The following is a 24,212-nucleotide window of genomic DNA, read 5'->3' as shown; positions in this document are numbered from 1 at the left end:
GCCCCACACGATCCCCACGACATTGCCGCCAGGCGGCTCGCCCGCACGGTTCGTCGCGACCGGGCCCGGGGAAGGCCAACCGGACCCGACGCCGGGCACACCACCGACCCCTTGCCTGATTCGTTTACGGCATCAGCTCCATAGGCGCCCGCAGGTACTAGGCCCCCGCCCACCCGAGCGGTCGCGAGAGGGCTCAGCGACCCCCGGCCGGACCGACGATCAACCCACTCCCAGGACTCGATCAATAAAGAGGCCGCGCGACCCGAAAGGCTCCGAAAGTTTCGGCGACCTCGTGAGCCGGGGTGGCGTCCCGGGCATGCCCACGTCAGACGCACCACACCCTCGCCAGCCGGCCCGGGGACCTGCCGGTGCACACGGATCACACATTGACTTGCATTGATGTTCTGCTTACAGTCGCCAACGAAATACCGAAAGTTTACCGAAAAGTAGCCCGGAGGTCCGGCCACCTTCCGCAGGTCGCCACGCAGCGACGGCGGTCTGGCGTCGGTCCGCTCCGGCGTGAACCAGGAGGAACCCCAGCGATGTCGCAGCTCGTCCTGTTCGCGATCGACATCTGCGCGGTGGCGCTGCTCGTCTTCGGGCTCTACTTCCCCCGGCACCGCCGACGCGACCTGGTCGTCGCCTATCTGGGGGTCAACGTCGGCGTCCTCGCGGTGGCGAGCGCGCTGAGCGCCAGCGACGTCGGTGCCGGGCTCGGGCTGGGGCTGGCGCTGTTCGGAGTGCTCTCCATCATCCGACTCCGGTCGACGGAGCTCGACCAGCACGAGGTCGCGTACTACTTCTCCGCTCTCGCACTGGGCATTCTCGGCGCACTCAGCACCACCTCGGTCTGGCTCAGCGGAGGCCTGATGGCACTCATCGTCGCGGTGATGTTCGTCGGCGATCACCGACGGCTGCTCCGGCACTACCGGCACCAGATCATGGTGCTCGACTCCGCCGTCACCGATCACGTCGCTCTCGTCGCCCAGCTGGAGCAGCTGCTCAACGCCCGGGTGCACAACGCCATCGTCCAGCGGCTCGACATGGTCAACGAGACCACTGTGGTCGACGTCCGGTACTCGGTCGCCCGGCGCAGCGCGGCGGCCGGCACCAGCAAGTCGGTACGGGCCGGGGCACTCCGATGAGCGCGCCACAGCTGGCGACGCTGACGCCGATCGCACTGGCCGAGGTGATCGACAGGGCAGCGCTGCAGTGCAGGGTGGACCGCAAGTACGTCCTGACGGTAGGCGAATTGCCGTACCTGCTGGACCAGCTCAGCCCGTACGCCCGGGTGCTGGACATCGATGGTGAGCGCAGCTTCCGGTACGAGTCGGTGTACTTCGACACGCCCTGCCTGGCCAGCTACCACTGCGCCGCGTACCGGCGGCGCAGGCGCTTCAAGGTACGGACCCGGACCTACCTCGACTCCGCCCAGTGCTGGCTCGAAGTGAAGATCAGCGGAGCACGCGGACGGGTCACCAAGCACCGACTGCCGTATCTGGCCGAGGACCGCCGCACCGTCCGGTCCGGGCGCGGGTTCGTCGACGAGGTGCTTGACCGGGAGTCGATTCTGTCCAATCTCACCGGCAGCCCGCTGGAGCCGATGCTGGTCACCAGCTACCGTCGCTCCACTCTGCTGCTCCCCGCGACCGCGAGCCGGGTCACCATCGACACCGGGCTCACCTGGCAGGACGGTGACCGCACACTGCGACTGCCCGGCATCGCCGTGGTCGAGACCAAGACCAGCTCGGCCCCCTCTCTGGTCGACCGCGCGCTGTGGCAACGCGGGACCCGTCCCGTACGCATCTCGAAGTACGCCACCGGTCTCGCGGCCCTGCGCGTGGACCTTCCAGACGTGCCGTGGCGACGGACCTTACGCCGCCATTTCCGCGCCGACCCGTCCTCGGCGCTCCTGGAGTTGACAGTTCCGACCCGATCAGAACAGGAGGCATCGTGCGCATGACCACCCGCAACACCGGTCTTCCGGTGGCGGCCCTTCGTGCCGCCGGGATCGCCGCCACCGCCGTGTTCGTCGCAGGCCTCCTCGTGGTGTCCTCGCCACCGGCCGGCGCCGAACCCGTCTCCGCTGTCCAGGCCGCCCAACCGGTCACCGAACTGCTCGCCGGTGCCCCGGCGGCCGATGCCGCCGCCGCACCGGCCGTGGCAGACGACCTGGTCGGCGACATCACCTTCTCGGTGCCCAGCGGCACCTTCCAGGGGGAGGTGGCGGTGACGCTGAGCAGCACCGTCAGCGGCGCCCAGATCCGCTACACCACCAACGGGCAGCCGCCGACCGCCCAGTCGTCGCTCTATTCGGGCTCGGCGCTGCGCTTCACCCGCACCACCCAGTTGCGGGCTCAGGCGTTCGTCGGCCAGACACCGACCGGTGCGCCCGGCACCGCCATGTACGCCGCCCAGAACGTCACCACCGCCCACGACCTGCCGGTAGTGCTGATCGACTCGTACGGCGCTGGTCGGCCCGACCGTGAGTACTTCGACGCCACCACAATGATCTTCGAACCGACGGGCGGCGGCACCACATCGTTGGCGGCCGCCCCGACACTCAGCACCCGCGCGGGATTCCGGCTGCGCGGCAACTCGTCGGCGACGTTCGAGAAGACGCCGTTCCGCGTCGAGTTCTGGGACAACGAGGACGACGACGCCGACCACCCGGTGCTGGGCATGCCCGCCGACTCGGACTGGGTGTTGCGCGGCCCGTTCCCCGACAAGGCGCTGATCCGTGAGGCGCTCGTCTACGACCTCGGGCGCGAGATGGGGCTGCCCGCCCCGCGCTACGCGTTCGCCGAGTTCTACCTCAACACGGACGCCGCACCGGTGGGTGCCAGCGACTACATGGGCGTCTACATGCTGATGGAGACGATCAAGAACTCCAAGGACCGCCTCGACCTGAAGCAGTTGGACGCCGACGACGTGACACTGCCGAAGATCCAGGGCGGGTACATCTGGAAATTCGAGTGGATGGCGGCCGAGGAGCCGACGTTGCCGTGCACCGGGCCGGCGGCCACCTGCTGGAACTACCTCGAAGTCGCCGACCCGTCGCCCCTGCAACCGCAGCAACGGGACTGGCTGCGCGGTCACCTCCAGGAGTTCAACGACGTGTTGCACTCGTCGAACTTCGCCGACCCGACCACGGGCTACCGCAAGTACATCGACGTCGACTCGTTCATCAACCTCATGATCGTCAACGAGCTGAGTCGGGAGATGGACGCCTACGTCCGCAGCTCACACTTCTACAAGGACCGAGACAGCAAGATCTTCGCGGGTCCGCTGTGGGACTTCGACCTCAGCTTCGGCGTCGGTGGATTCTTCGCCAACGACCAGGTGTCGGGCTGGCAGCACCAGCAGACCCGGCAACCGTCGGCCAACGACTGGTTCGCCCAGTTGCTGCGCGACCCCGCGTTCGTCAACCAGGCCCGATCGCGCTGGCAGACGCTGCGACGGGGCCCGCTCTCCGACGCCGCGCTCCAGACCCGGGTCAATGCCCTCGCGGCCCCGCTGACCAACGCCGCCCAGCGCAACTTCCAACGCTGGCCCAACCTGACCGCGCCGACGGTCAGCTTCTTCCGCACCCCGACCTCGCCCACCTGGCAGGGGCAGGTCCAGGTCATGCGGGACTGGATGCTGCGACGCGCCGCCTGGCTGGACTCCACCGCGGGCTGGGGTGGGTCCGTCACCACGCCACCGCCCACCACGCCACCGCCGACCACACCACCGCCCACCACCCCACCGCCCACCACACCACCGCCGGCGGCGGGCTGCACCGCGACGTACACGGTGACCAGCCAGTGGACCGGCGGCTTCCAGGGCGAGGTACGGGTCACCGCCGGAACCTCGGCGATCAGCAACTGGACCGTGACGTGGACCTTCACCGGTGGCCAGAGCGTCGCCCAGGCCTGGAACGCGACAGTCACGAGCCAGGGCTCGACGGTCACCGCCCGCAACGTCGCCTACAACGGGGCACTCGGCGTCGGCGCGAGCACCGCGTTCGGGTTCCTCGGCTCGTCCACCGGCGCGCCCAGCACACCGACGCTGACCTGCACGGCGAGCTGACCAACCAACGTCCCGGGCCGGGTCGACATTCGACCCGGCCCGGGGCTTCGGTCACCTGATGGAGAATTCCGCCAGCCGCAGCGGGGAGTCGAACACCAGGTACACGTCGTGAGTGCCGACGGCCCGAGCCAACTCGGTGCTGGTGCTGACGTACCGGTAGTCGTCACCGGTGCTGGGCACTGTGGCCGTACCGAGCAGCCGGCCGGTGGGCGACCCCAACCGGATCTGGATCGTGCCGACGCCCGCTCCGGCCTTGGCGACCTTCGCGGTGAAGGTGCGCGCGTCGGCTCGCAGCCCGGAACCGTCGAAGGAGATCCACTGACCGGCGGCGGTGGCACCGACCGCCGTACCGCTGGGTTTCGTCTCGTCGACGAGCCGGGCACCCGCGTACCTGTCAAAGTTCTCCGCCCTGGTGGGCCGGGACAGGTCGCGGGCCGGAATGGTCTCACCGCGGACCCGGACCGCGGCGCGGGCCCGGATGTCCTCGACGGACGCCCCGACCATCAGGTCGTGGACCGACGACTCGACCACCCACTTGCTGCGGGTGACGTCCCAGTGCGCCAGGTCGGCGGCGGGCAGGCGCAGGGTCACCGTACGGGTCTGCCCGGGTGCGAGTTTCACCTGTTGGAACGCCTTGAGCTGGCGGATCGGGGTGGTGTCCCGTGAGGTGCGCTGGTGGGTGTAGAGCTGAACGACCTCGGTCCCGGTCCGGCTGCCGACGTTCGTCACGTCGACACTGGCCGTGATGGTGCCGTCGGCCGCCACCGACTGGGCACCGGCACGCAGCTGGCCGTACCGGAACCGGGTGTACGACAGCCCGTGGCCGAACGGGTAGAGCGGCTTCGCGCGGCTGTACAGGTAGGTCTGCCCGGACGAGATGATGTCGTACTCCAGCAGGTCCGGTGGTAGTTGCGAGTCCGAGCGGTACCAGGTCTGGGTGAGCCGGCCGGACGGGTTGCGGTCGCCGAAGAGGACGTCGGCGACGGCGTGACCGGTCTCCGCGCCCGCGTGGGTGGTCCAGACGATGGCCGGTACGTGCTCCTGCTCCCATCGGATGGTGACCGGGTAGCTGGTCTGGAGCACGAGAACGGTCCGCGGGTTGGCCCTGGCCACGGCCTTGACCAGCGCCTCCTGGCCGGCGCTCAGCGCCGTTGAGGTCCGGTCGTGTGCCTCGCGGCCGTTGATGAACGGGTTGCTGCCGACCACCAGCACTGCGGTGTCGGCCGCCTTGGCCGCCGCCACGGCCCGGTGGATTCCGTTGCTGATCAGCTCGCGACTGAAGTGGGTAGCGGCGGCCGGGGTCGAGGCGCCGAGCTTGAGGGCGCCGTCGTCGCCGATCGTCACGTACGTGTCGGCACCGAACCAGCTCTCCTTGGTCTCGTAGCCGACGTAGCGCAGCACCACGGTGCCGTCGGCCTGCGGCTCCAGCTTGAACTGCTGCTGGACGTACCAGCCGTTCGGCTGTTCGTCCCGGGTGAGGAACGGCCCCCAGTTGTAGCCGAGGTAGCGGCCGTTGGCGGCGTTGCGCAGCGTCACCACGTCCTGCCCCCAGTCGACGACGTCGAACTGGGCGACGAGCGCCGGGGTGGCGCCGGTTCCGAGGACGCGGTCGGCGTCGGTGGTGCCGGTTGCCGAGACGTACCGGCCGGTCGACACGTCCTTCAGGGCGATCCGGTCCGCCCCGTCGAACCCGCTCACACTGGCCGAGCTGCCCAGCCGCTCGCGGATGCCGTCGAGCGCCGTCACCTCGTACGGCAGGTCGCCGCCGTACCAGTCCGAGTAGAGGGTGTCGGCCAGCGGGCCGAGCACCGCCACCTTGCGGGTCCGGGCCGGGTTCAGCGGTAGCGCCTGCCGCTCGTTCTTCAGCAGCACCATCGCCTCGCCGGCGGCCTGCCGGGCCAGTCGCTGGTGTTCGGGGCTGTTGATGACATCCGGGGTGATGCCGCCGTACCGGCCGCCGCCCGGGTCGAACTCACCCAACCGGAACCGGACGTTCAGGATCTCGCGGATCCGGGCGTCGATGTCCGCCTCGGTGAGCAGGCCGGTGGCGAGGGCCTGCTTGATGGCGGTGATGGTGGGCTGCGCGTTGGTGTCGTCGGTGATGAAGCTGTTGAGGCCGGCCTTGATGATCGCGGCGTTCCCCTCGGCCTGGGTCGGGTAGTACCCCTGCGAGGCGACGAGGTTGTTCGGCGCCCAGGCGTCGGTGACGTTCATCAGCGGCTGGTCGGTCCAGTCGCGTACCACTGTGGCCAGGTCCGGGTCCACTGTTGCCGGACGGCCGTTGACCAGGTTGTACGCGGCCATCATCCCGGTCGCCGCGTCGGCGGCGATGGCCGGCTTGAAGGCGGCGCGGTCGTACTCGTTGAGCACCCGAGGCGGGACGTTCGAGGAGGTCACGTCGCGTCGGACCTCGTTGTTGTAGGCCAGGTAGTGCTTGAGGGTCGGCGCGCTCTTCAGGTGGTTGGGGTCACCGCCGGTCATTCCCGAGCCGTACGCGGTGGAGATCTCGGCGGTGAGCAGCGGGTCCTCGGAGTAGCCCTCCTCGTTGCGGCCCCACCGGGGGTCGCGCAGCAGGTTGACCACCGGCGCCCACAGGTTGAGCCCCCAGACCCTGGGGTTCTGCGCGTGGTAGCCGCGCGCCTCGTCGCCCACGGCCGAGCCGACCTGCCGGATCAGGTCGGTGTTCCAGGTGCTCGCCATGCCCACCGGCTGTGGGAAGACGGTGCCGCGAGCCTTGACCACCGCGCCGTTGTTGTCGATGTCGGTCGACCAGGCCACCCCGTGCAGCGCCTCGGTCCCGGTCTTGAACAGGCCGATGCCCAGCCGGGGAATGGCCGGCTGGTACTGGTGCAGCCAGGAGATCTTCTCGTCCTGGGTGAGCCGGCCGAGCAGGTCGTCGACCCGGACGTTCACGGGCAGGTGGGGATCTCGGAACGGATAGGTGGGTTCGGCGAGCGCGGTGCCGGGAACGGCCGGTAGGGCTAGCAGGGCGAGCGCGAGCGCGGTGATTCCGCGCCGAAGGCGCCAGTTCCGCATGCGGTTCTCCTCATGTCGTACGACAGACGCCCAGTCGGGCGCCGAGGCCGGCGTGACCAGGCTCGACACCCGGCTGACGGGCCTGAACGACGAATCGTCGAAGCGCTTCGACGACCCGGCCGCGTCACCACGGCCATGATTGTTGTGATCCGCGCAACTATAGATGCACGCCAATGACTGGGCAATACCTGTTTGCCCTACTGGCCGGTGGACCCCAGCCGCTTGACCAAAACGCCCTCGATGTCTTTCAGTGGCACGAATCCCCACCGACGCGAGTCAACGCTGTCCGGATGCTCGCCGAGCAGCACCGCCATGCCGGCCGGCACCTGCCGCACCCCGGCACCGACGGCCGGGGCGACCACGTCCGGGACGGCGTCGCCCGGCAGCGCCACGAGGCGTTTGACCAGCCAGCCGGACGCGGGAGAGCCCGCGACGACATCCCGGGGACCACCCTCCTGATGGCGCGCGACGACGATGCCGCCGGCTCGGAGTCGGCGCGTTCGGCGCACCACGAGGCGGTCGCCGTGAGCCAGAGTGGGGGCCATGCTGTCACCCATCACATCGACTATCATCAGCCGCTGGCGCGCCAGGGCAACGCCGACGACGGGTGCCGCGAGCGCGGCAAGCCCACCCAGGACGGTGAGCAGGAATTGTGACTCGTCGGTCATAAGACCCCCTTCGAGGGGTATTACTCTCATCTTTCCGTCGGCAAATCAACCCGTTGACAGCATCGAAGCACGCCGATAATCTCGGGTTTCCCAGCCGGGGTTCTTGAGGTCTGTGCGACTCGCACCTCGGCACATGGGCACCACGGGGAATGGGGGACTATGTGGGTGTCGCTGTTGTCGCGTCCATTTTGACGCTGGCCGGCGTTCTTGCGATATCTGTCATCGGAAAAGTGCGTAGTCGAATGAGTTTTCGCGCGTTCGCCGACGGCATTGCCCAACTGCGGGTCGCCCCCGTGCCCTGGTCCCGCCCGGTGGCGGTGGCATCGATCGCGTCCGAGGTTGCCGTACTGGCGCTTGTCCTGTGGCCCAAGGGCGCGGTCATCGGCCTAGCCGCGGCCGTGCTGCTCTTCGGCGCGTTCACCGTCGTGCTCGCGCGGGCCGTCCGACAAGGGTCCACGGCGGGGTGCCACTGTTTCGGCCCGACGGACACGCCCGTTGCGTGGCGGCACGTCGCTCGCAGTGCTTTCCTCGCCAGCACGGCCGCCGGCGCCCTTCTTGGCGCGATCACTGTGCCCGCCATATCGCTCAGAAGTCTAGAGCCGCCGCACCTCATATTGGCTCTTTCCCTAGCGGGATTCATCGTCACGACGCTGGTCAGGCTTGACGACCTCACCTGGCTCCTTCGTGGAGCGTCTCACGCGCGCTGAATCTCTCCAATCGATCGCGCACTTCTCGTGCGCTGCGCTTCGACGCCCCGATCCAAGGAGCCCCACAGTGCTATTTCTGTCCACCGCCGTCGGCATACTCGCGGCGCTCGTCCTCGTCGATCTCGCGCTGAGCGCCGCAGTGATCAGGCGGCTACGCGAGACGGAGGCGAAACTCATCGAGATGAACTCGCCGCCCGCCTCGGGGCTGCCGGTCGGCGCCACCATGCCGGAGTTCGTGTCACCGGACGGCCAGGTCTCCAGCGCCGACCTCGCGGGCAGCCCGACCCTCATCGGGTTCTTCTCCGCCGGATGCCGACACTGCCCCACGCAGGCGGAGAAACTGGCCGACCGGGCCGAGGAGTTCGGCGGCACAGGCGTACGGGTGGTCAGCTTCCTCACTGTGGGTGAGGGCATGACCGACGAGCTTGGCCCGACGCTGCGGAAGGCCGGCCTCCTCGTCATTGACGACAGCCCGAGCGCGGTGATGGCCGCCTTCCAGGTGCAGGGCACTCCATCGTTTGTGCTCTTCGGCGCGGACGGACGACTGGCGGCACGCGGGCATGACCTGAGCGAGGTATTGGGCAGCCGATGAGGCGGTCGGCAGCGTTGATGCGTCGCGCGTTCGGGATCTACTTCGGCGCCGCACCCTGGGCGGCGGCGGTGAGCGTCGTGATCATGGTGGTGGGTGGTCTGACAGCGGTAGCCACCGCCTGGTTCACCCGAGCCCTCATCGACGGTCTCTCCGCCGACGCCACGTCGACGATCTGGCTCGGTGTCGTCGGTTTCGGCACGCTGGCCATCGTGTCGCCAGTCATCCTGCACGTCTCGCAGTACGTACAGCGGGACGCGGAACGCCGGGTGACGATACGCACGCAGCAGGAACTGTTCACAGCGGTGTCGGCGCACCCTCGGCTGACCGAGTTGGAGGACAGCAAGTTTCATGATCGGCTCCGGCTCGCCCACGAGGCGAGTCGCTTCGCGCCGACCCAGCTCAACAGCATGGTCCTGGGCATCGGGCAGGAGATGATCACCATCGTCGCCTTCGGCGTGACGCTGGTGCGCTGGTCTCCCCTGGTGAGCGCGTTGGTCATGCTGGCGGTGCTGCCCACTCTCGTGGCCCAGATCCGGTTGGCGCGGATGCGCGGGGCGATGATGGAACGCACCGTGCCGATGTTCCGCCGGCAGACGTTCTACGCGGCACTGCTGCTGGACATGCGCGCCGCGAAGGAGATCCGGCTGTTCGGGCTCGGCCAGTTCTTCCAGGGTCGCCTGCTGCGCGAGCTGCGCGCGGCACAGGGACAGGAACGTCACCAGGACCGGCTTGCCCTGTGGGTCGACAGCGCCCTCGCGACGCTGACCGGCATCGTCTCGCTGGTCGCTCTGGCCGTCTTCGTCGCACGGGTGGTCGACGGACACGGCACCGTCGGCGACCTCGTGCTCGTGATCGCGGCACTGACCGCGTTGCAGATGTCCGCGTCGAGCCTGGTCCGACAGATCGCGATGCTCGGCGAGACATTGATCGTGTTCGGCCACTACGTCGACATCACCGCGGTGATCCGCGAGGCCCGACGTGCCGTTCCGCTGCCCGCCCTGCCGCCACTGACGCGAGGTCTGGAGTTCGAGAACGTCTGGTTCCGGTACGCCCCCGAGCACGACTGGGTCCTGCGCGGTCTCACGTTGCGGATCCCCTGCGGCTCGTCCCTCGCCCTGGTGGGCGACAACGGCGCCGGGAAGTCGACAGTGGTCAAGCTCCTCTGCGGCTTCCACGTCCCGAACAAGGGCGTCATCCGGTGGGATGGCGTCGACATCACCACCATCGACCCGGCTTCGCTCCGCGCCCGTCTCGGGGCGACATTCCAGGACTTCATGACCTACGAGTTTTCCGCCCACGACAACATCGCTGTCGGCGACATCAGCGCGCTGGACGACCGGGCCCGCGTACGGGCAGCAGCCGCCACGGCGGACATGGACGCCACCCTGGTTGCGCTTCCGAACGGGTACGACACCATGCTGACGCGAACCTTCAGCGACGGGGATCTGCCCGGGGTGGGTGTGGTGCTGTCCGGGGGGCAGTGGCAGCGGCTGGCGCTGGCCAGAGCCCTGCTCAGGGAGGGCGCGGACGTGTTGATCCTCGACGAACCGTCGTCAGGTCTCGACGTGGCGACCGAGCACGAGATCAACCAGCGGCTGATGTCGCTGCGCCGCACACACACCAGCCTGCTCATCTCGCACCGGCTCAACACCGTCCGCGAGGCGGACAGCATCGCCGTGCTGGCCGCCGGCCGCATCCTCGAACAGGGCAGCCACGACGAGCTGATGGCATCGGGAGGGCGCTATGCCGAGTTGTTCCACCTCCAGGCATCCGGTTACGACGACGCGATCACCACTCGGACCTCGATGTGAACGCTAACACCCTGCTCAGAGTGTCACTGCTGGGTCCGATCGAGGCAACCGTCGGCGGGCAGCCGATGGCCGTCGGCGGCCTGGGCAGGCGAGCACTGCTGGCGGCGCTCGCCTTCAACCTGGGCTCGGTGGTCGCCGTCAACCGTCTCATCGAGGTGATCTGGGACGACCACCCGCCGGCGACGGCGACGACGAAGCTGCAGGGCCACGTCTGCGCCCTGCGGCGAAGCCTGGTGCGGCTCGGCGGGCCGGACGCCGTGAACATCCTGCAGACTCGCCCACCGGGTTACCTGCTGTGCGCCCGCCTCGCGTCGACAGACCTCGCCCGTTTCGACGACCTGACGCAACGGGGTGCCGGCGCTCGGCTCCCCGAAGGTGCCGAACGCCGGGTCGCCGCCCTCTCCGCGGCACTGCGGCTGTGGCGGGGGGACGCCTGCGTCGATGCCCGGTCCGCTGGGGTGGCGGTCGTGGCGGCATCACTGGACGAGCGACGGTGGCGGGCCATGGAGGACCTCGCCGAGGCGCAACTCGTCCTCGGCGACAACAACTCCGTCATCGACGCGATGGAGCCGCTCGTACGCCGGTGGCCGTACCGGGAACGGGCCTGGGAGCACCTCATCGAGGCACACATGAGACGTGGTGACGTCGCGTCCGCCCTGGCCGCCCACGACCAGTTGTGCGAGATCCTCGCCGGGGACCTCGGCGTCGCGCCCGGTCAACGAATCGGCCGGTTGGTCAGCATCATCCGCGCGAGCGGCCAGCGGTAGCACCGTCGCCCACCTGCCACCGACGACCACCACACGAGGCGGCGGCTTGGCCGCCGACGTCGTGCGTCGGGCGGCCGTGACCAGTGCTGATGCCGACCCGGAGTCGCTCGCCGGGGCATTAGCGCACCGTTAGCGAATCGTAAGTGGTCGATGACATCGTGACCTCTGTCGACAAACCGTCGTACCGACGGAGAAGGAGAGAGGTCGTATGATTATCAACAAGCTGGCGGACAAGCTACTGGCCACGCTGCTGCCAAAGGCCACGGCGTCCGCGTGCAACGTCTGCTCTCTCGCCTATGTCGGGTGTGGAGGGCCGTTCTGCTACTACTACTACAACAAGGTGGTCGCGGGGCAGGTCCGCTGTTACGCCAACACGGCGAGAGACTGCAACGCGTCCTACGTGAGCTACTCCACGGGCTGCTGCTGATCGTCGATTCGCGGCCGTCGGTCGGATGTCACCATCCGGCCGACGGCCTCATGCTGGAGGACCAACGATGCGGGGCACGGTGCGTCGATGCTGGGGATAGCCGCGTCGCAATGGCGGGTACGACTACGCCGGTCACTGGCCCTGCTCTCGATGATCGCCGTCGCGGTAGCCGGGTTCACAGTGCTCACCGGGGCCGCTGTGACCTCCCGGCTGGATGCGGTGGGCGCGGTCAGCGCCAACTACCGCCCGGTCTACGACCTCCTGGTACGCCCCCAGGATGCGGTGCTGCCGCTGGAGCAGGAGCGCAATCTGGTCCAGTCCGGCCAGTTGGCGGGCATGCGTGGCGGCATCACCCACGATCAGTGGCGCGAGATCCAGGCGGTGCGCGGGGTGTCGGTGGCGGCACCGGTCGCGATGATCGGGTACGTGATGCGCACAGTGCCCGTGACTGTCGACCTGTCGGAACACCTTGACCCGACCGCCGAGCGTCAGGTGTTGCGGGTCCAGCCGACCTGGGCGACGGACGCGGGGCTGAGCCAGATCCCGGACGGGCCGGCGTTCCTCTACGCGACGCGGAACCGGCTGGACGTGGTGCCGAACAGCGAGCTGAAGAGCGGCGGGGGCCTGCCACCGCCGGAGGAGGTCGACGCCGACGGCCAACGGGTGAAGATCTGCCCAGCGGCTCCGGCCATCACCGCTGAGGACTGGCTCGCGCCGACCGACCTCCGAGCCCGATCGTCGTTGACGTGCGTCGGCGGCATGGGCTCGACGGATCGCGAGGGAAAGGCGACGCGGCCGACAGTCACGTTGGCGTGGACGGTGCCGTTCCTGATGGCTGCGGTCGACCCGGAGTCGGAGGCCACGCTGGCCGGGTTGGACCAGGCCGTCACCTCGGGCCGATACTTCACCTCGGCCGAAGCGCCGGCCTCGCGGCGGCTGGACGGAATGCCGTACCCCTACTCGGTGCTCCCGATCCTCGTCGCGGACCGACCCCAGGTCGACAGGACGCTCAACGTCACAGTGCAGCGCCTGAACTCCGACGTGCCCGAGCTGGTCCGGAGATCCGCCGACGACCAGCGGCTCCGCGCCGCTCTGGTCAACGAGTCCGGCACGCCGGTCGCCACACGGGCGATGTCGTTCGAAGAGCCGTACCAGAACCTGCTCGACCGGATGCTCCGCCCCGACGACCTCGGTGTCGAATACGACCTGGCAACGTCGAACACCAGGTGGCTCGACCAGTTCTGGACCGTCGGACCGCCGAAGAGGGTACGGGCCGGGGACGGTCTGCGGGCCCAGCCAGATCCCTACGACCTGAAGATCTGGGGTCAGGGCGCCGACGACGGTGGGTCGTCCCGGCACGTGCCGATGGAGTTCGCCGACACCAGCGTGCGCAGCGAGGTGGCCGTCCATCGGAACCTGGCGCACGGTTACCAGGAGCAACCGGGGGACGTGAGCATGCCCGACGCCGCGCTGGGCGCGGTGGGCACCTTCGACCCCGCCAAGGTTTCGCTGGGCAGCGCGCTGTCAGCGGTGCCCATGGACACGTACTTCAACCCGGGCGCCGAGGGTGCCGACGAAGCGTCACGGCAGGCACTGGGCGGCCGACGACTGACCCCGAATTCGAACGTCACCGGCCTGCTCAGCCAACCTCCGCTGATGCTCACCACCATGGCGGCCCTGCCCGCCATCTTCGACCCCGGCGCGTACAGCACCGAGCCCAGCTACCCGGAGTACCAGCTCAACACCACCGCGCCGATCAGCGTGGTGCGAGTTCGGCTGGCCGGGGACGTCGGCATCGACCCGGTCTCCCGGGAGCGGGTACGGGTGATCGCCGAGGAGATCGCGCAACGCACCGGCCTCCAGGTCGACATCACCCTGGGGTCGTCACCCACCGCGATGACTGTGCACTACCCGGCGGGCAACTACGGCCGGCCCGACCTCGCCGTGGCCGAGCCCTGGGTCCAGAAGGGCGTCGCGTCCGTGCTGGTCCGCGCGGCCGACCGCAAGAGCGTACTGCTGTCCCTCCTGGTGCTCGCGGTGTGCGCGCTGGCAGTGCTCAACGCCAACACCGCCGCCATCCGCGCCAGACGCACCGAGTTCGGCATCCTCACCTGCCTCGGCTGGGGCCGCCGGCACCTCCTCCAACTGATGTTCATCGAGATCGTCGGCATCGGCCTCGCCGCAGGCATCGCCGGCACCGGGCTGGCGCTCGGGATCGCGTTCGGTCTCGGGCTGAACATCGCGTGGAGCCACACACTGCTCGCCGTACCCGCGGCGGTGGCCCTGGCCCTGCTCGCCGGCGGCTGGCCGGCCTGGCGGGCCGCCCGGCCGGATCCCGGCGAGATCATCAGGCCCGCCGTCTCGGGTTTCGCCCTCCGCCGGCAGGCGCCGCGCCGGCTGGGCACTCTCGCGCTGGCCAACCTTGCCCGCACCCCCGGTCGGACCGCGCTCGGCGCGCTGAGTCTGACGATCGGGGTGGCCGCGCTGACCATGTTGTTGGCGATCACGTTCGCGTTCCGTGGTGCGATCACCGGCACCCTGCTCGGTGATGCCGTCACCCTCCAGGCCCGCACCGTCGATCACATCGCCGTGGCGGTCACGATCGTGCTGGGCATCGTGTCGGTCGCTGACGTGCTCTATCTCAACATCTCCGAGCGCGCCGCCGAGTTCGCCCTGTTCGCAGCCGTCGGCTGGACCGACGCCATGCTGAACCGGCTGGTCATCATCGAGGCCATCGGCATGGGTGCCATCGGCGGCACGCTCGGCGCCGCTGCCGGCCTGGGCGCGGCGGCGGCCTTCGCCGGGGGCGTCACCGCTGCGATCCTCTGGTGTTCCGCAGCCGCCCTGGTGTTCGGCGTCGCCGTCTCCGCCCTGTCCGTGGTGGTGCCGATCGCCGTGCTCCGCCGACTGCCCACCGCCCACCTGCTCGCCGAGGGGTGAGCGGCAAAGGAGTAGGTCCGATGGAACAGACGTCAGCTGCGACGTCGAGCACCGTCACCATGCCGCTGGTGTGTCTCACCCGGGTACGGAAGTCCTTTCCGCTGCCCGACGGCGCACCGCTGGTCGCTGTGAACGACGTCAGCCTGGCGATCGACGCCGGCACCGCGATCGCGTTGACCGGGCCGAGCGGCTCGGGCAAGTCGACGCTCCTGCACCTCATCGGTGCCATCGAACGAAGTGACGGTGGCACCATCGAGGTCGGCGGCCAGGAGGTGAGCGGCTTGGCCGGCCGGGGGTTGGCCGCCTACCGGCGACGGGTCGGCTTCGTGTTCCAACGGTTCCACCTGCTGCCCACGCTCACCGCACTGGACAACGTCGTGGCACCCCTGATTCCGTTCCGCACCGACTTCGACAAGGTCGCTCGTGCCCATGAACTGCTGGCGATGGTGGGGCTCGCCGACCGGGCCGCCGCCCTGCCGTCGCGGCTCTCCGGGGGGCAGCAGCAACGGGTCGCCATCGCTCGCGCGCTGATCAACCAACCTGCCCTGTTGCTGGCCGACGAACCCACCGGCAATCTCGACAGTCAGACCGGCACCGCGATCGTCGACCTGTTGCTGAGGCTGCGCGACGAGCAGGGCACGACTCTCATCATGGCGACCCATGACGCCGCTATCGCCGCGCGTTGCGACCGAGCCGTCCAGATGCGGGACGGGTGCCTGACGTCGTAGCTGACGGATCACCAGTGGTGGAGCACATTCACCACCAGTGCGGCCACCACGGTGACGAAGAATACGGCCCATCCCACCAGCTGACGGGAGCCGACGCGCAGATGGGCGATGAGCGCGCCGATGAAATACAGCACCAGCCCAGCGGCCGCGAGGGTGCCCAGCAGCGGTACGGCGAAGCCGGCCAGCAACCCCAACGAGCCTGCCGCCAGCGCCACGCCCAACCGCGGCACCCACGACCGTGGCACGCGCTTCATGTCCGCCTGTGCCTTCGGATAGTCGTGGCCGATCAGGTAGGTGACGGCGGCGAAGCCGGTGAAGACCGACGCGAGAATGGTGACAGCGACATAGGCAGCGAACATTGTTCCTCCGTCGTGGTTGCTCGCCCCCTGGACGATCTGGCGCTGCGGAATGTGACGGCTGGATGCGCCGCGATCAGCTCGTTTGTCGCAGCGCGCCGAACCGTACGCCGGTGGCCTGTTCGGACAGTTCCCACAGACGGCGGCCGTGCTCGGGGTCGGTCGCGGCGGTGGAGAGCTTCGCCGGCGCGGGGTGACCGCGCAGTTCACCCGGCCCACCCGGGGCGACGAGTTGGCCCGGCTGCGCCCCCGGGTCGGTGGCGGCGAACAGCTGCGACCAGACGCCGCGACGGATGGCCGCCGGAATGGCACTGCTGGCACTCGACACCGTGCTCCAGCGGTGGCAGCCGGGCGACGACGAGCAGCACCTGGCCGAGCTGATGGACCAGGCGTTCGCCGTCGTGGCACCGGCCCTCGACGCGCCCGCCGCGTCACCCTCCGCCGGCTGAGCGCGAGTCAGCGCGGTTTCAGCGCCCTTTCCGGGCGCTCAATACGTTCGCGGCATGACAGTCAAACGTTCCACGCGCACCAGGCGCGGGACCGCCGTGCTGGCGATGATCGCGGTCACGGCGGCAAGCGTGCTCTTCGGCGAACCCGCGTCGGCCGATCCCGTCCCCGTCCCCGTCCCTCAGGCAGCGCTCACCGACCGGGCCTTCGGCCAGGTCGCCGAACTCCATCTCCAGGGCGCCGCTCGGATCACCACCGTCGTGCTGTCGGCCGAGTTCGTCCAGTGGCACCGGTTGCACCCCAACGCCACAGCCGCACAGGCGCAGGCCCAGCTCACCGCACGCCACCAGCTGCTCGACGAGTCGCTGACCACGTTCGACCTCCTGCTTCCCGAACAGGACCTGCTGCTCAAGTCCGTCGACATCCTGCTCGGCGCGCCCGGCGGCGACACCCGGACCTCGCCGGAGATCACCGGCCTGGTCGGGGCCGTGATCGGCAAGACTGTCGAACCGTGGGACACCCGCGAGGAACTGGCCTCCGGCGCGCTGCGGACCGCCCAGTGGCTGCGCGGCCGCGATGACGCTCTCGCCGCGGTGTGGTCCGCGACCCGGCAGGCGGGGGCCGCCAGCGCGCCCGTCGCCACCGCCTGGAACGCCGTCCTCGGTGAGCCGGTCGGGGTGGACATCACCAGCACCTACGAGGAACTCCAGCAGGATCCCGGACTTTCGCATGTCGACCTCGACGCGATCCTGGCGCTGCGGGACGATTCGACGGCGTACGTAGCGGCCGCCAAGCAGCAGCTAGCCTCCCTGCACGCGGAGCTGCTCGGCCTGAGCCTGGAGATCCGCCTCGAGATCGGCGAGAACAACCAGAAGTGTCCGCCGGAGGGGCCGCCGAGCGCCGCGTGCACCGCGGCGGCCAAGAAGGCCGCCGAGGACCGGGACAAGGCTCGGCAGCAGACGATCTCCGACATCAAGGCCGGGGTGGGCATGGTCTCCACCATCATCGGGTTCGCCGACCCCGCCGCCGGCAAGAAGTCCAAGGTGATCGGGGAGGCGGTCCTCACCACGATCAGCGCGATCTCCAAGTACGCGGCGGCGATCACCGGCCGCGGCCTCGCGGGCTCGATCTTCAGCACCGCGACGTTGGCGATGACCGGCAACGTCTTCGGTGCGGTGATGTCGATCGTCGGGCTCTTCGGCAGCAGCGGACCGTCGCTGGACGCACAGATCCTGGCCCAGGTGAAGGCCCTACGCGACGAGGTGCGGGCCCTCGGCGACGAGATGCGGGCCAGCTTCGCGCGGGTCGAGGCCCAGATCAACACGGTGTACGCGAACATGATGGCCCAGTTCGACAAGTTGAACGCCGCGATCGCCGGCAACACCGCGCAGATCACCCTCGTCCAGCAGCAGGTCGCCCAGCTCGGTCTGCGCCTGGAGGACATCGCGGCCACAGTGCTGGCCGCGATCGGCGACGCCACACTGCACGACGCCCGCGCCGACATCAACAAGTACATCGGCTACCTGGAGAACTTCGGTCAACCGATCCCGACGTACGGCGAGTTCGTCGGCCCGGAAAACGAGTTCCACCTGACCTCGACACAGCTGGCCAGCGGCGCCGCGTTCGTGGTGCCCCGGACCGACGCCGACAACCCGGCGGTCGACCCGACCACGGTGCTGAACAGCTTCGGCGAGGCCCGATCGATCAACTACCTGGCCCGGGTCGCCAACGGACGTGACCCGTCGATGGTCGAACCGTCGACGCCGGTCGGCAACCCGACGGTGTGGAACCTCGGCGCGCAGGCGTACGCCATGTTGATGCTGCAGAACCCGACGTACGCCGCCCAGGTCAGCACCGGCCGCGCGGCGCAGATCGAGGCGGAGGGCACCCGGATCGCCGACCTTGCGGCCAGCTTCGCTCAGCCGGTCAACGGCAACGCCAACGTCCTGATCACCGGGCTGGTCAACGACTACGTCGCCGCCACCAACGAGCTGTCGACAGCGCTGGCCGCCTTCCGGACCAACGACGTCCAGGTCCGCTACGAGCCGGACGCCAACGGCGTACAGGTGAAGACGCCCAAGAGCTACGACCTGTTCTGGGACACCGACAAGCCGCTCGCCGCGGCGCCGGCGAAGGCCGACGAGGCGACGGTGCCCGCGTGCGAGGGCAGCAGGCAGATCGACCGACCGAGCAACGTTCGCCACGAGCTGACGTCGAACATGGTGCGGGCAGTCCAGTACGCGTACACACCGCGCCACGACGAGCCGCCCGCCGGGGTACGGGAGTTGCCCGAGGTCGGCTACTGCTACACGCCGAGCTGGGTCTACACGCGTACGACGGGCTACGGCAGCGGGGTGATCCGCCACTACGGCAAGCTGCGGTTGCAGATCCACAGCCGATTCCGGCTGAACTCGAACACGGCCTGGCAGAACTCGCGCACCGCCGACTACACCTGGCCGAACGAGCAGGTCTACCAGGTCGACTGCGAGTTCTTCAACTGTGACAGCGAGACCACGCCCGAGCAGGGACTGACCCAGAAGTGGCCGTCCGGACGGTACGCCTTCGAGGGCGGCGCGACGGCCGTGAACAACGCGGCGCTGGACGCCACGCTGACGCCGACCCTGCGCGGTTTCCTCCAGGCACGGCAGAAGTCCATGTACGACCGGCTACGGGACCAGAGCACCCAGGTCAGCGGGCCGGTGCCCACCGCCCTGAAGAAGCTGAACACGGCGGCGCGGCTGCTCCAGGCGTACACCCGGTTGGGTCTGCCCAACGCCCTCGACTCGGACGACGTGTTGTCCGCGAACCTGTTCGGGCAGTACCAGATCCCGGTGAACATGCCGACGGACGCCAAGATCGGTAACGCCTATGCCAGGGCGAGCGGGAACTACGCCCTCTGCGGGCCCACGCCGTGCTCGCCCGACTCCAGCCGCCCGCTGCGCGACCAGGTCAGCCTCAAGGTGCCCTGCGAGCCCGCTGTCGACTCGTCCCACCTGCCCGGTGACCCACTGGGCGACTGTCTGATCACCAGCGCGCGGTCCCGCGCCAACACGCTGATGCAGCGGTACGAGGTCTGGGCGGACCAGATGACCGCCGGCCTGCACCGCGAGCGGGTGCCGTGGATGAACGACACCCTTCTGGGCTTGCGCATCACCACACGCCTGACCCACGCCAACTGATCCACTCGCGTTGCCGGCGTCTGCGGACGCCGGCAACGCTTGGTGTCAGGTTCAGTTAGCGTTCGGGCCATGGGATCCGTGGACGTGGTCTTGGCGGTCATCGCCGCCGCAGCCAACCTGGCTTTCGCCACTGTGCTGTTCCACAAGAGCCGTGGCGGCACGACGGCGCCCCGGATCTTCGGCCGCCCTCAGCCCCAGCCGCGCCTGCGGGCAATGATGCACGTATGCCTGGGGCTGGGGACGGGCGTCGGCTGGCTCGCCAAGGACATCTTCCCGCCCCACTCCACCGGCGACACGGTGCTGTTCAACGTGGCGAGGGTCCTGCTGTTGGCTGCGGTGGTCTCGGCCCTGCTGACCGCCTTCCGGCACTCGCGACCCATCGGTGACAGGGCCGCTCGCTAGCTCTGGCGCTGGCCGACGGCCGGGTGATGATCACCACGTTCGGTGAACTCTCCTCTGACGGAAGGGTAGGTTCGCCGTCGGCTATCAGGGCGAGAGCGCATGGCTCCCCCGGCGACCGTGACACGTCCGGGCAATGACCCCCTGAGGCCGCTCGACCGCTGTCGCTGATCGTCGGGTAGCTGCCCGGTCCAGGGCGGAGCTGAGCGCGTCCACGGGACGCCCGAGTGGAAATGGCTGTATGTCTTCTGTGCTGTCCGCGGTCAACCGGCCGCGTCTGTCCCGTCCGTCCTGGTTGTCGCCGAAGGTGTTCCGCACCGAGGTCCTCGCCGGTCTGGTCGTCGCCCTGGCGTTGATCCCGGAGGCGATCTCGTTCTCGATCCTCGCCGGTGTCGACCCCCGCGTGGGGCTGTTCGCCTCGTTCACGATGGCAGTCACCATCGCGATCTGCGGAGGACGTCCGGCGATGATCTCCGCCGCGACCGGAGCCATCGCCCTCGTCGTCGGGCCGCTGGCGAAGGAACACGGGCTGGACTACCTGATCGCGGCGGTGATCCTCGGCGGCGCGATCCAGATCCTGCTCGCCGTGCTCGGCGTAGCGAAGCTGATGCGGTTCATCCCGCGCAGTGTCATGGTGGGCTTCGTCAACGCCCTGGCCATCCTCATCTTCGCCGCCCAGGTCCCGCACCTGCTCGGAGTGCCGTGGCTGGTCTACCCGCTCGTCGCCGTCGCCCTGGCGATCATGGTGGGGCTCCCCCGGCTCACCCGCGCCATCCCGGTGCCGTTGGTCGCCATCGTGGTCCTGACCCTGGTCACCGTTTCCGCCAGCGTCGCGGTGCCGACCGTCGGCGACGAGGGTGCCCTGCCGGACAGCCTGCCCACCCTCGGCCTTCCGCAGATCCCCTGGACCATGAACACCCTCACCCTCGTCGCCCCCTACGCCCTGGGGATCGCGCTGGTCGGGCTGATGGAGTCGCTGATGACCGCCAAGCTGGTCGACGACATCACCGACACCCCCTCAAGCAAGACGCGCGAGTCCTGGGGCCAGGGCGTGGCCAACATCGTCACCGGCTTCTTCGGTGGCATGGGTGGCTGCGCCATGATCGGCCAGACGATGATCAACGTGAAGGCGTCCGGCGCCCGTACCCGGCTGTCGACGTTCCTGGCCGGCGTTTTCCTGCTGGTCCTGGTCGTCGCGCTCGGCGACGTGGTGGCGCTGATTCCGATGGCCGCCCTGGTCGCCGTGATGATCATCGTGGCGGTGTCGACGTTCGACTGGCACTCCGTCGCCCCTGCCACGCTGAAGCGGATGCCGTACGGCGAGACCATCGTCATGGTCGCCACCGTCGCCACCACCCTGGCCACCCACAACCTCGCCATCGGCGTCGTGGTCGGCGTCCTCACCGCCATGGTGATCTTCGCCCGGCGGGTGGCCCACCTGGTCGAGGTGACCAGCGTCCTGGACCCGGACGGCACCACCAGGATCTACTCAGTGCGCGGCGAGTTGTTCTTCGCCTCCAGCAACGACCTGGTAGGCCAGTTCGACTACGCGAACGACCCCGAGACGGTAGTCATCGACATGACCCACGCCCACGTCTGGGACGCCTCATCCGTCGCCGCCCTCGACGCCATCACGCAGAAGTACGCCACCCGCGGCAAGACCGTCGAGATCATCGAACTGAACAAGCCCAGCGCCCGCATTCACGACACGCTCGCCGGTCAGCTCGGCGTCGGCCACTGATGGCCACCACCACCCGGGGTACGGGGCCGGAGCAGCACGGCTCCGGCTCGGCCACCGGCCGGCTCATGCAGATCGGCGAGGCCGCCGAACGGGTCGGGCTGAGCATCCGCACCATCCGCCACTACGAGGAAGCCGGCCTGATCGTGCCCTCCGCCCGCAGCGAGGGCGGCTTCCGCCTCTACACCGAGCCCGACCTCGACCGCCTCGCCGTCGTCAAACGCATGAAACCCCTTGGCTTCACCCTCGACGAGATGCGGGACCTCCTCACCGTCCTCGACGCCCTCGACACCGCCACCGGCGCCGACCGCGCAGCCCTGCTCGACCGGCTCGCCATGTTCCACACGGCCGCCACCACCCGCGTCACCGCCCTCCGCGACCAACTCGCCGTGGCCGAAGGCTTCGCCGACACGCTCCGCGCCGAACTCGACCACCGCACAGGGCCCACCTGTCCGAACGCCCCTCATCGGTGACCCTGAGCTGTGGTGTCCGGTCGGCAAGCTTGCCGGGCGCCGGGCTTGCATCCGGTACTCAGGTACAGGCTTACCGTCGTTGGTATGACCGCTGATCCCCAAACGTGGGTGCCCGAGTCGTGCACCTTGCCGAGCGGGCAACGGCCGCTGCGGCTGGCCGAATTCGACTACCTGTTCGCCACCGCCCTGCTGGCGCAGCAGCGACTGTCCCCCACCGAACTGCTGTGGCATCTTGAGCCGACCGCCGAGGCGGTCGTACGGGACCTGGTCGGCCGGGAAAGCTCCTGCTGCTCGTTCTTCTCGTTCACCCTCTCCGCCGACACCTGCACGCTGCGCCTCGACGTGCAGGTGCCGGCCGCGCACCTCGACGTCCTCGACGCGCTCGCGCTGCGAGCCGCCGCCGGGATGACGGCGTGAGCGGATTGCGCAGCGGCCAGGTCGCCGCCGCGGCCGGAGTGAACCCGCAGACGCTGCGCTATTACGAACGCCGCGGACTGCTCGCCGAACCAGACCGGAGCCTGGGAGGGCACCGCCTCTACCCGGCCGAAACGGTCACCGTGCTGAGGGTGATCAAAGCGGCGCAGCGGCTCGGGTTCACCCTCGACGAGGTCGCCGAACTTCTCGACGCGAGCCAGCACCGTCACGGTCGCCACCCCGACGCCGGCCTACGGGTCCGCGCCCAGGCGAAGCTCGCCGAGGTCGAGGCGAAGATCGCTGATTTGCAGGTCATCGCCGACACACTGCGCGCGGCGGTTAAGGCCGGCTGCGACGACCTCGTCGAGTGCGCCGGCCAGCCGTGCTGCCCCATCCCCTTCGCCACCATCGCTCCAGGAGGCACCTGTTCGAGCGGGTCACCGGCGTGATCGGGGTCCGAGGGCACATCGGTACGGTCCACGGATGACAGTCGTCCGCTCTGTCCTGCTGTTCGTCGTCGCCGCCCTGTTCGAGATCGGCGGGGCCTGGCTGATCTGGCAGGGCTGGCGCGAGCACCGCGGCCTGTGGTGGATCGCCGCCGGAGTCATCGCCCTCGGCGCGTACGGATTCGTCGCCACCTTCCAACCCGACCCGAACTTCGGGCGCATCCTCGCCGCCTACGGCGGCGTGTTCGTCGCCGGATCCCTCGCCTGGGGCGTGATCGTCGACAAGTTCCGGCCAGACCGGTGGGACGTCATCGGCGCCGGCATCTGCCTGATCGGCGTCGCCCTGATCATGTACGCGCCGCGTGACGCAGGCGGCTAAGTCCGCCCATTCCCCGCTCCGCCGACCTCAGCCTCGTTCCGCCGCACGACCGTCCCGCACAGTCCCCGTCCACGGCTCCTGAGGTGCACCGGAGGTGTTCGGAGTGTTCGGACCTGTTCGGACCTGTCCGCGCGTCTGTCATCCATCGACGGATCGCGCCCATCATCGGTCGTGACGACCACACCGGTCGTTTCTCGACGGTAGGAGATTGCCGATGATCCGCAAGAATTCACGCTGGTTCGGTGCCACGCTGATGGCGATGGCGCTCACGGTCACCGGGCTCGTGGCCACCCCGAGCACCGCTTCGGCGGGGTACCCCGTGATCGTGTATTCGGCCGACCCGTACTCCGCCGGCAACGGCTTCGCCATCTACACCAACTCCGGAATTGATTCGGCGTTCAGAGCCTGCGACGAGGGCGCAGCCGACGGTCGCCGTACCATTGGCCGCATTTGGTGGGAGCCCGTCTACGCCAAGGTCACGCTCCACGCGGCGAACGGCAGTGGCACCTGCTCCGAGCCTTACTACGTCAGACTGCTGCCGGGCACGAGGGTCTATGTCGAAGCCTGTGAACGCAAAGGCGCTGGCGGCTCCGACGAGAAGTGTCGAACGACCTGGGACATTGTGGCGTGACGG

At 69.1% G+C, this 24,212-nt stretch carries 23 protein-coding genes; 19 read left to right on the top strand and 4 right to left on the bottom strand.

Annotated features, from left to right (window positions below; genetic code table 11):
• The first annotated feature begins 542 nt into the window (after window positions 1-542).
• From OHB44_RS06975 to OHB44_RS06960, 3 genes are read left to right on the top strand one after another with little or no spacing between them, the layout of a single operon-like run.
• Window positions 543-1,145, top strand: a complete 603-nt coding sequence (locus OHB44_RS06975) for a DUF4956 domain-containing protein (protein WP_091393400.1) — start codon at window positions 543-545, stop codon at window positions 1,143-1,145.
• On the top strand, window positions 1,142-1,963 hold the full coding sequence (locus OHB44_RS06970) for a polyphosphate polymerase domain-containing protein (protein WP_330439965.1): 822 nt from the start codon (window positions 1,142-1,144) through the stop codon (window positions 1,961-1,963). The genes OHB44_RS06975 and OHB44_RS06970 overlap by 4 nt, the downstream gene beginning before the upstream one ends.
• Window positions 1,960-4,071, top strand: a complete 2,112-nt coding sequence (locus OHB44_RS06960) for a CotH kinase family protein (RefSeq protein ID WP_442932687.1) — start codon at window positions 1,960-1,962, stop codon at window positions 4,069-4,071. Before OHB44_RS06970 ends, OHB44_RS06960 begins: the two co-directional genes overlap by 4 nt.
• Before the next feature lie 51 nt (window positions 4,072-4,122).
• Here OHB44_RS06960 and OHB44_RS06955 read toward each other — a convergent pair whose 3' ends face one another.
• Both OHB44_RS06955 and OHB44_RS06950 read right to left on the bottom strand, forming a co-directional pair.
• A complete protein-coding gene (locus OHB44_RS06955) occupies window positions 4,123-7,107 on the bottom strand; it encodes a glycoside hydrolase family 3 protein (RefSeq protein WP_330439964.1) in 2,985 nt (994 codons plus the stop codon).
• A 197-nt stretch (window positions 7,108-7,304) separates the two neighbouring features.
• Window positions 7,305-7,775: a S26 family signal peptidase gene (locus tag OHB44_RS06950; RefSeq protein ID WP_274531048.1), complete on the bottom strand. Its 471-nt coding sequence runs from the start codon at window positions 7,773-7,775 to the stop codon at window positions 7,305-7,307.
• Window positions 7,776-7,924: 149 nt separating this feature from the next.
• Here OHB44_RS06950 and OHB44_RS06945 point away from each other — a divergent pair, with 149 nt between their 5' ends.
• From OHB44_RS06945 to OHB44_RS06915, 7 genes are all read left to right on the top strand, one after another.
• Entirely contained in the window at window positions 7,925-8,482 is a 558-nt protein-coding gene (locus OHB44_RS06945; protein ID WP_330439963.1) for a MauE/DoxX family redox-associated membrane protein, read from the top strand.
• 67 nt (window positions 8,483-8,549) lie between these two features.
• The gene (locus tag OHB44_RS06940) at window positions 8,550-9,074 is read left to right on the top strand and encodes a TlpA family protein disulfide reductase (protein WP_266303506.1); all 525 of its coding nucleotides are present in this window, start codon (window positions 8,550-8,552) and stop codon (window positions 9,072-9,074) included.
• A 17-nt stretch (window positions 9,075-9,091) separates the two neighbouring features.
• The gene (locus OHB44_RS06935) at window positions 9,092-10,885 is read left to right on the top strand and encodes an ABC transporter ATP-binding protein (protein ID WP_330439962.1); all 1,794 of its coding nucleotides are present in this window, start codon (window positions 9,092-9,094) and stop codon (window positions 10,883-10,885) included.
• A 20-nt stretch (window positions 10,886-10,905) separates the two neighbouring features.
• The gene (locus tag OHB44_RS06930; RefSeq protein ID WP_238684734.1) at window positions 10,906-11,652 is read left to right on the top strand and encodes an AfsR/SARP family transcriptional regulator; all 747 of its coding nucleotides are present in this window, start codon (window positions 10,906-10,908) and stop codon (window positions 11,650-11,652) included.
• 208 nt (window positions 11,653-11,860) lie between these two features.
• Window positions 11,861-12,079, top strand: a complete 219-nt coding sequence (locus OHB44_RS06925) for a hypothetical protein (protein WP_210781026.1) — start codon at window positions 11,861-11,863, stop codon at window positions 12,077-12,079.
• Window positions 12,080-12,166: 87 nt separating this feature from the next.
• Window positions 12,167-15,019: an ABC transporter permease gene (locus OHB44_RS06920; RefSeq protein ID WP_330439961.1), complete on the top strand. Its 2,853-nt coding sequence runs from the start codon at window positions 12,167-12,169 to the stop codon at window positions 15,017-15,019.
• 20 nt (window positions 15,020-15,039) lie between these two features.
• Window positions 15,040-15,747, top strand: coding sequence for an ABC transporter ATP-binding protein (locus OHB44_RS06915; RefSeq protein ID WP_238684736.1), 708 nt, complete (start codon window positions 15,040-15,042; stop codon window positions 15,745-15,747).
• Between the two features lie 8 nt (window positions 15,748-15,755).
• Here OHB44_RS06915 and OHB44_RS06910 read toward each other — a convergent pair whose 3' ends face one another.
• Window positions 15,756-16,106 (bottom strand): DoxX family protein, encoded by a 351-nt coding sequence (locus OHB44_RS06910; RefSeq protein ID WP_238684737.1) that lies wholly within the window; start codon window positions 16,104-16,106, stop codon window positions 15,756-15,758.
• A 73-nt stretch (window positions 16,107-16,179) separates the two neighbouring features.
• Window positions 16,180-16,431 (bottom strand): hypothetical protein, encoded by a 252-nt coding sequence (locus tag OHB44_RS06905; protein WP_238684738.1) that lies wholly within the window; start codon window positions 16,429-16,431, stop codon window positions 16,180-16,182.
• Between OHB44_RS06905 and OHB44_RS06900 the strand changes: the two genes are divergently transcribed.
• The 9 genes from OHB44_RS06900 (at window position 16,409) to OHB44_RS06860 (ending at window position 24,209) form a co-directional block, all read left to right on the top strand.
• The gene (locus OHB44_RS06900) at window positions 16,409-16,552 is read left to right on the top strand and encodes a hypothetical protein (RefSeq protein ID WP_330439960.1); all 144 of its coding nucleotides are present in this window, start codon (window positions 16,409-16,411) and stop codon (window positions 16,550-16,552) included. The two genes, OHB44_RS06905 and OHB44_RS06900, sit on opposite strands and share 23 nt — an antisense overlap.
• 54 nt (window positions 16,553-16,606) lie before the next feature.
• Complete coding sequence (locus OHB44_RS06895; RefSeq protein WP_330439959.1) at window positions 16,607-19,729, top strand: hypothetical protein; 3,123 nt, start codon at window positions 16,607-16,609, stop codon at window positions 19,727-19,729.
• Between the two features lie 69 nt (window positions 19,730-19,798).
• Window positions 19,799-20,131: a hypothetical protein gene (locus OHB44_RS06890; RefSeq protein ID WP_266303514.1), complete on the top strand. Its 333-nt coding sequence runs from the start codon at window positions 19,799-19,801 to the stop codon at window positions 20,129-20,131.
• Window positions 20,132-20,369: 238 nt separating this feature from the next.
• The gene (locus OHB44_RS06885) at window positions 20,370-21,869 is read left to right on the top strand and encodes a SulP family inorganic anion transporter (RefSeq protein WP_330439958.1); all 1,500 of its coding nucleotides are present in this window, start codon (window positions 20,370-20,372) and stop codon (window positions 21,867-21,869) included.
• Complete coding sequence (locus tag OHB44_RS06880; RefSeq protein ID WP_442932655.1) at window positions 21,869-22,339, top strand: MerR family transcriptional regulator; 471 nt, start codon at window positions 21,869-21,871, stop codon at window positions 22,337-22,339. Before OHB44_RS06885 ends, OHB44_RS06880 begins: the two co-directional genes overlap by 1 nt.
• Before the next feature lie 84 nt (window positions 22,340-22,423).
• Window positions 22,424-22,756 (top strand): hypothetical protein, encoded by a 333-nt coding sequence (locus OHB44_RS06875; RefSeq protein ID WP_330439957.1) that lies wholly within the window; start codon window positions 22,424-22,426, stop codon window positions 22,754-22,756.
• On the top strand, window positions 22,753-23,202 hold the full coding sequence (locus OHB44_RS06870) for a MerR family transcriptional regulator (RefSeq protein ID WP_330439956.1): 450 nt from the start codon (window positions 22,753-22,755) through the stop codon (window positions 23,200-23,202). Before OHB44_RS06875 ends, OHB44_RS06870 begins: the two co-directional genes overlap by 4 nt.
• A gap of 34 nt (window positions 23,203-23,236) precedes the next feature.
• Window positions 23,237-23,578, top strand: a complete 342-nt coding sequence (locus tag OHB44_RS06865) for a YnfA family protein (RefSeq protein WP_238684742.1) — start codon at window positions 23,237-23,239, stop codon at window positions 23,576-23,578.
• A gap of 214 nt (window positions 23,579-23,792) precedes the next feature.
• Window positions 23,793-24,209: a hypothetical protein gene (locus tag OHB44_RS06860; RefSeq protein ID WP_266303516.1), complete on the top strand. Its 417-nt coding sequence runs from the start codon at window positions 23,793-23,795 to the stop codon at window positions 24,207-24,209.
• Window positions 24,210-24,212 lie beyond the last annotated feature (3 nt).

The sequence above is a fragment of the Micromonospora sp. NBC_00821 genome, from assembly GCF_036347035.1.
GTDB classification, from domain to species: Bacteria; Actinomycetota; Actinomycetes; order Mycobacteriales; family Micromonosporaceae; genus Micromonospora; species Micromonospora hortensis.
This window is presented reverse-complemented; position numbering and strand designations above follow the sequence as displayed.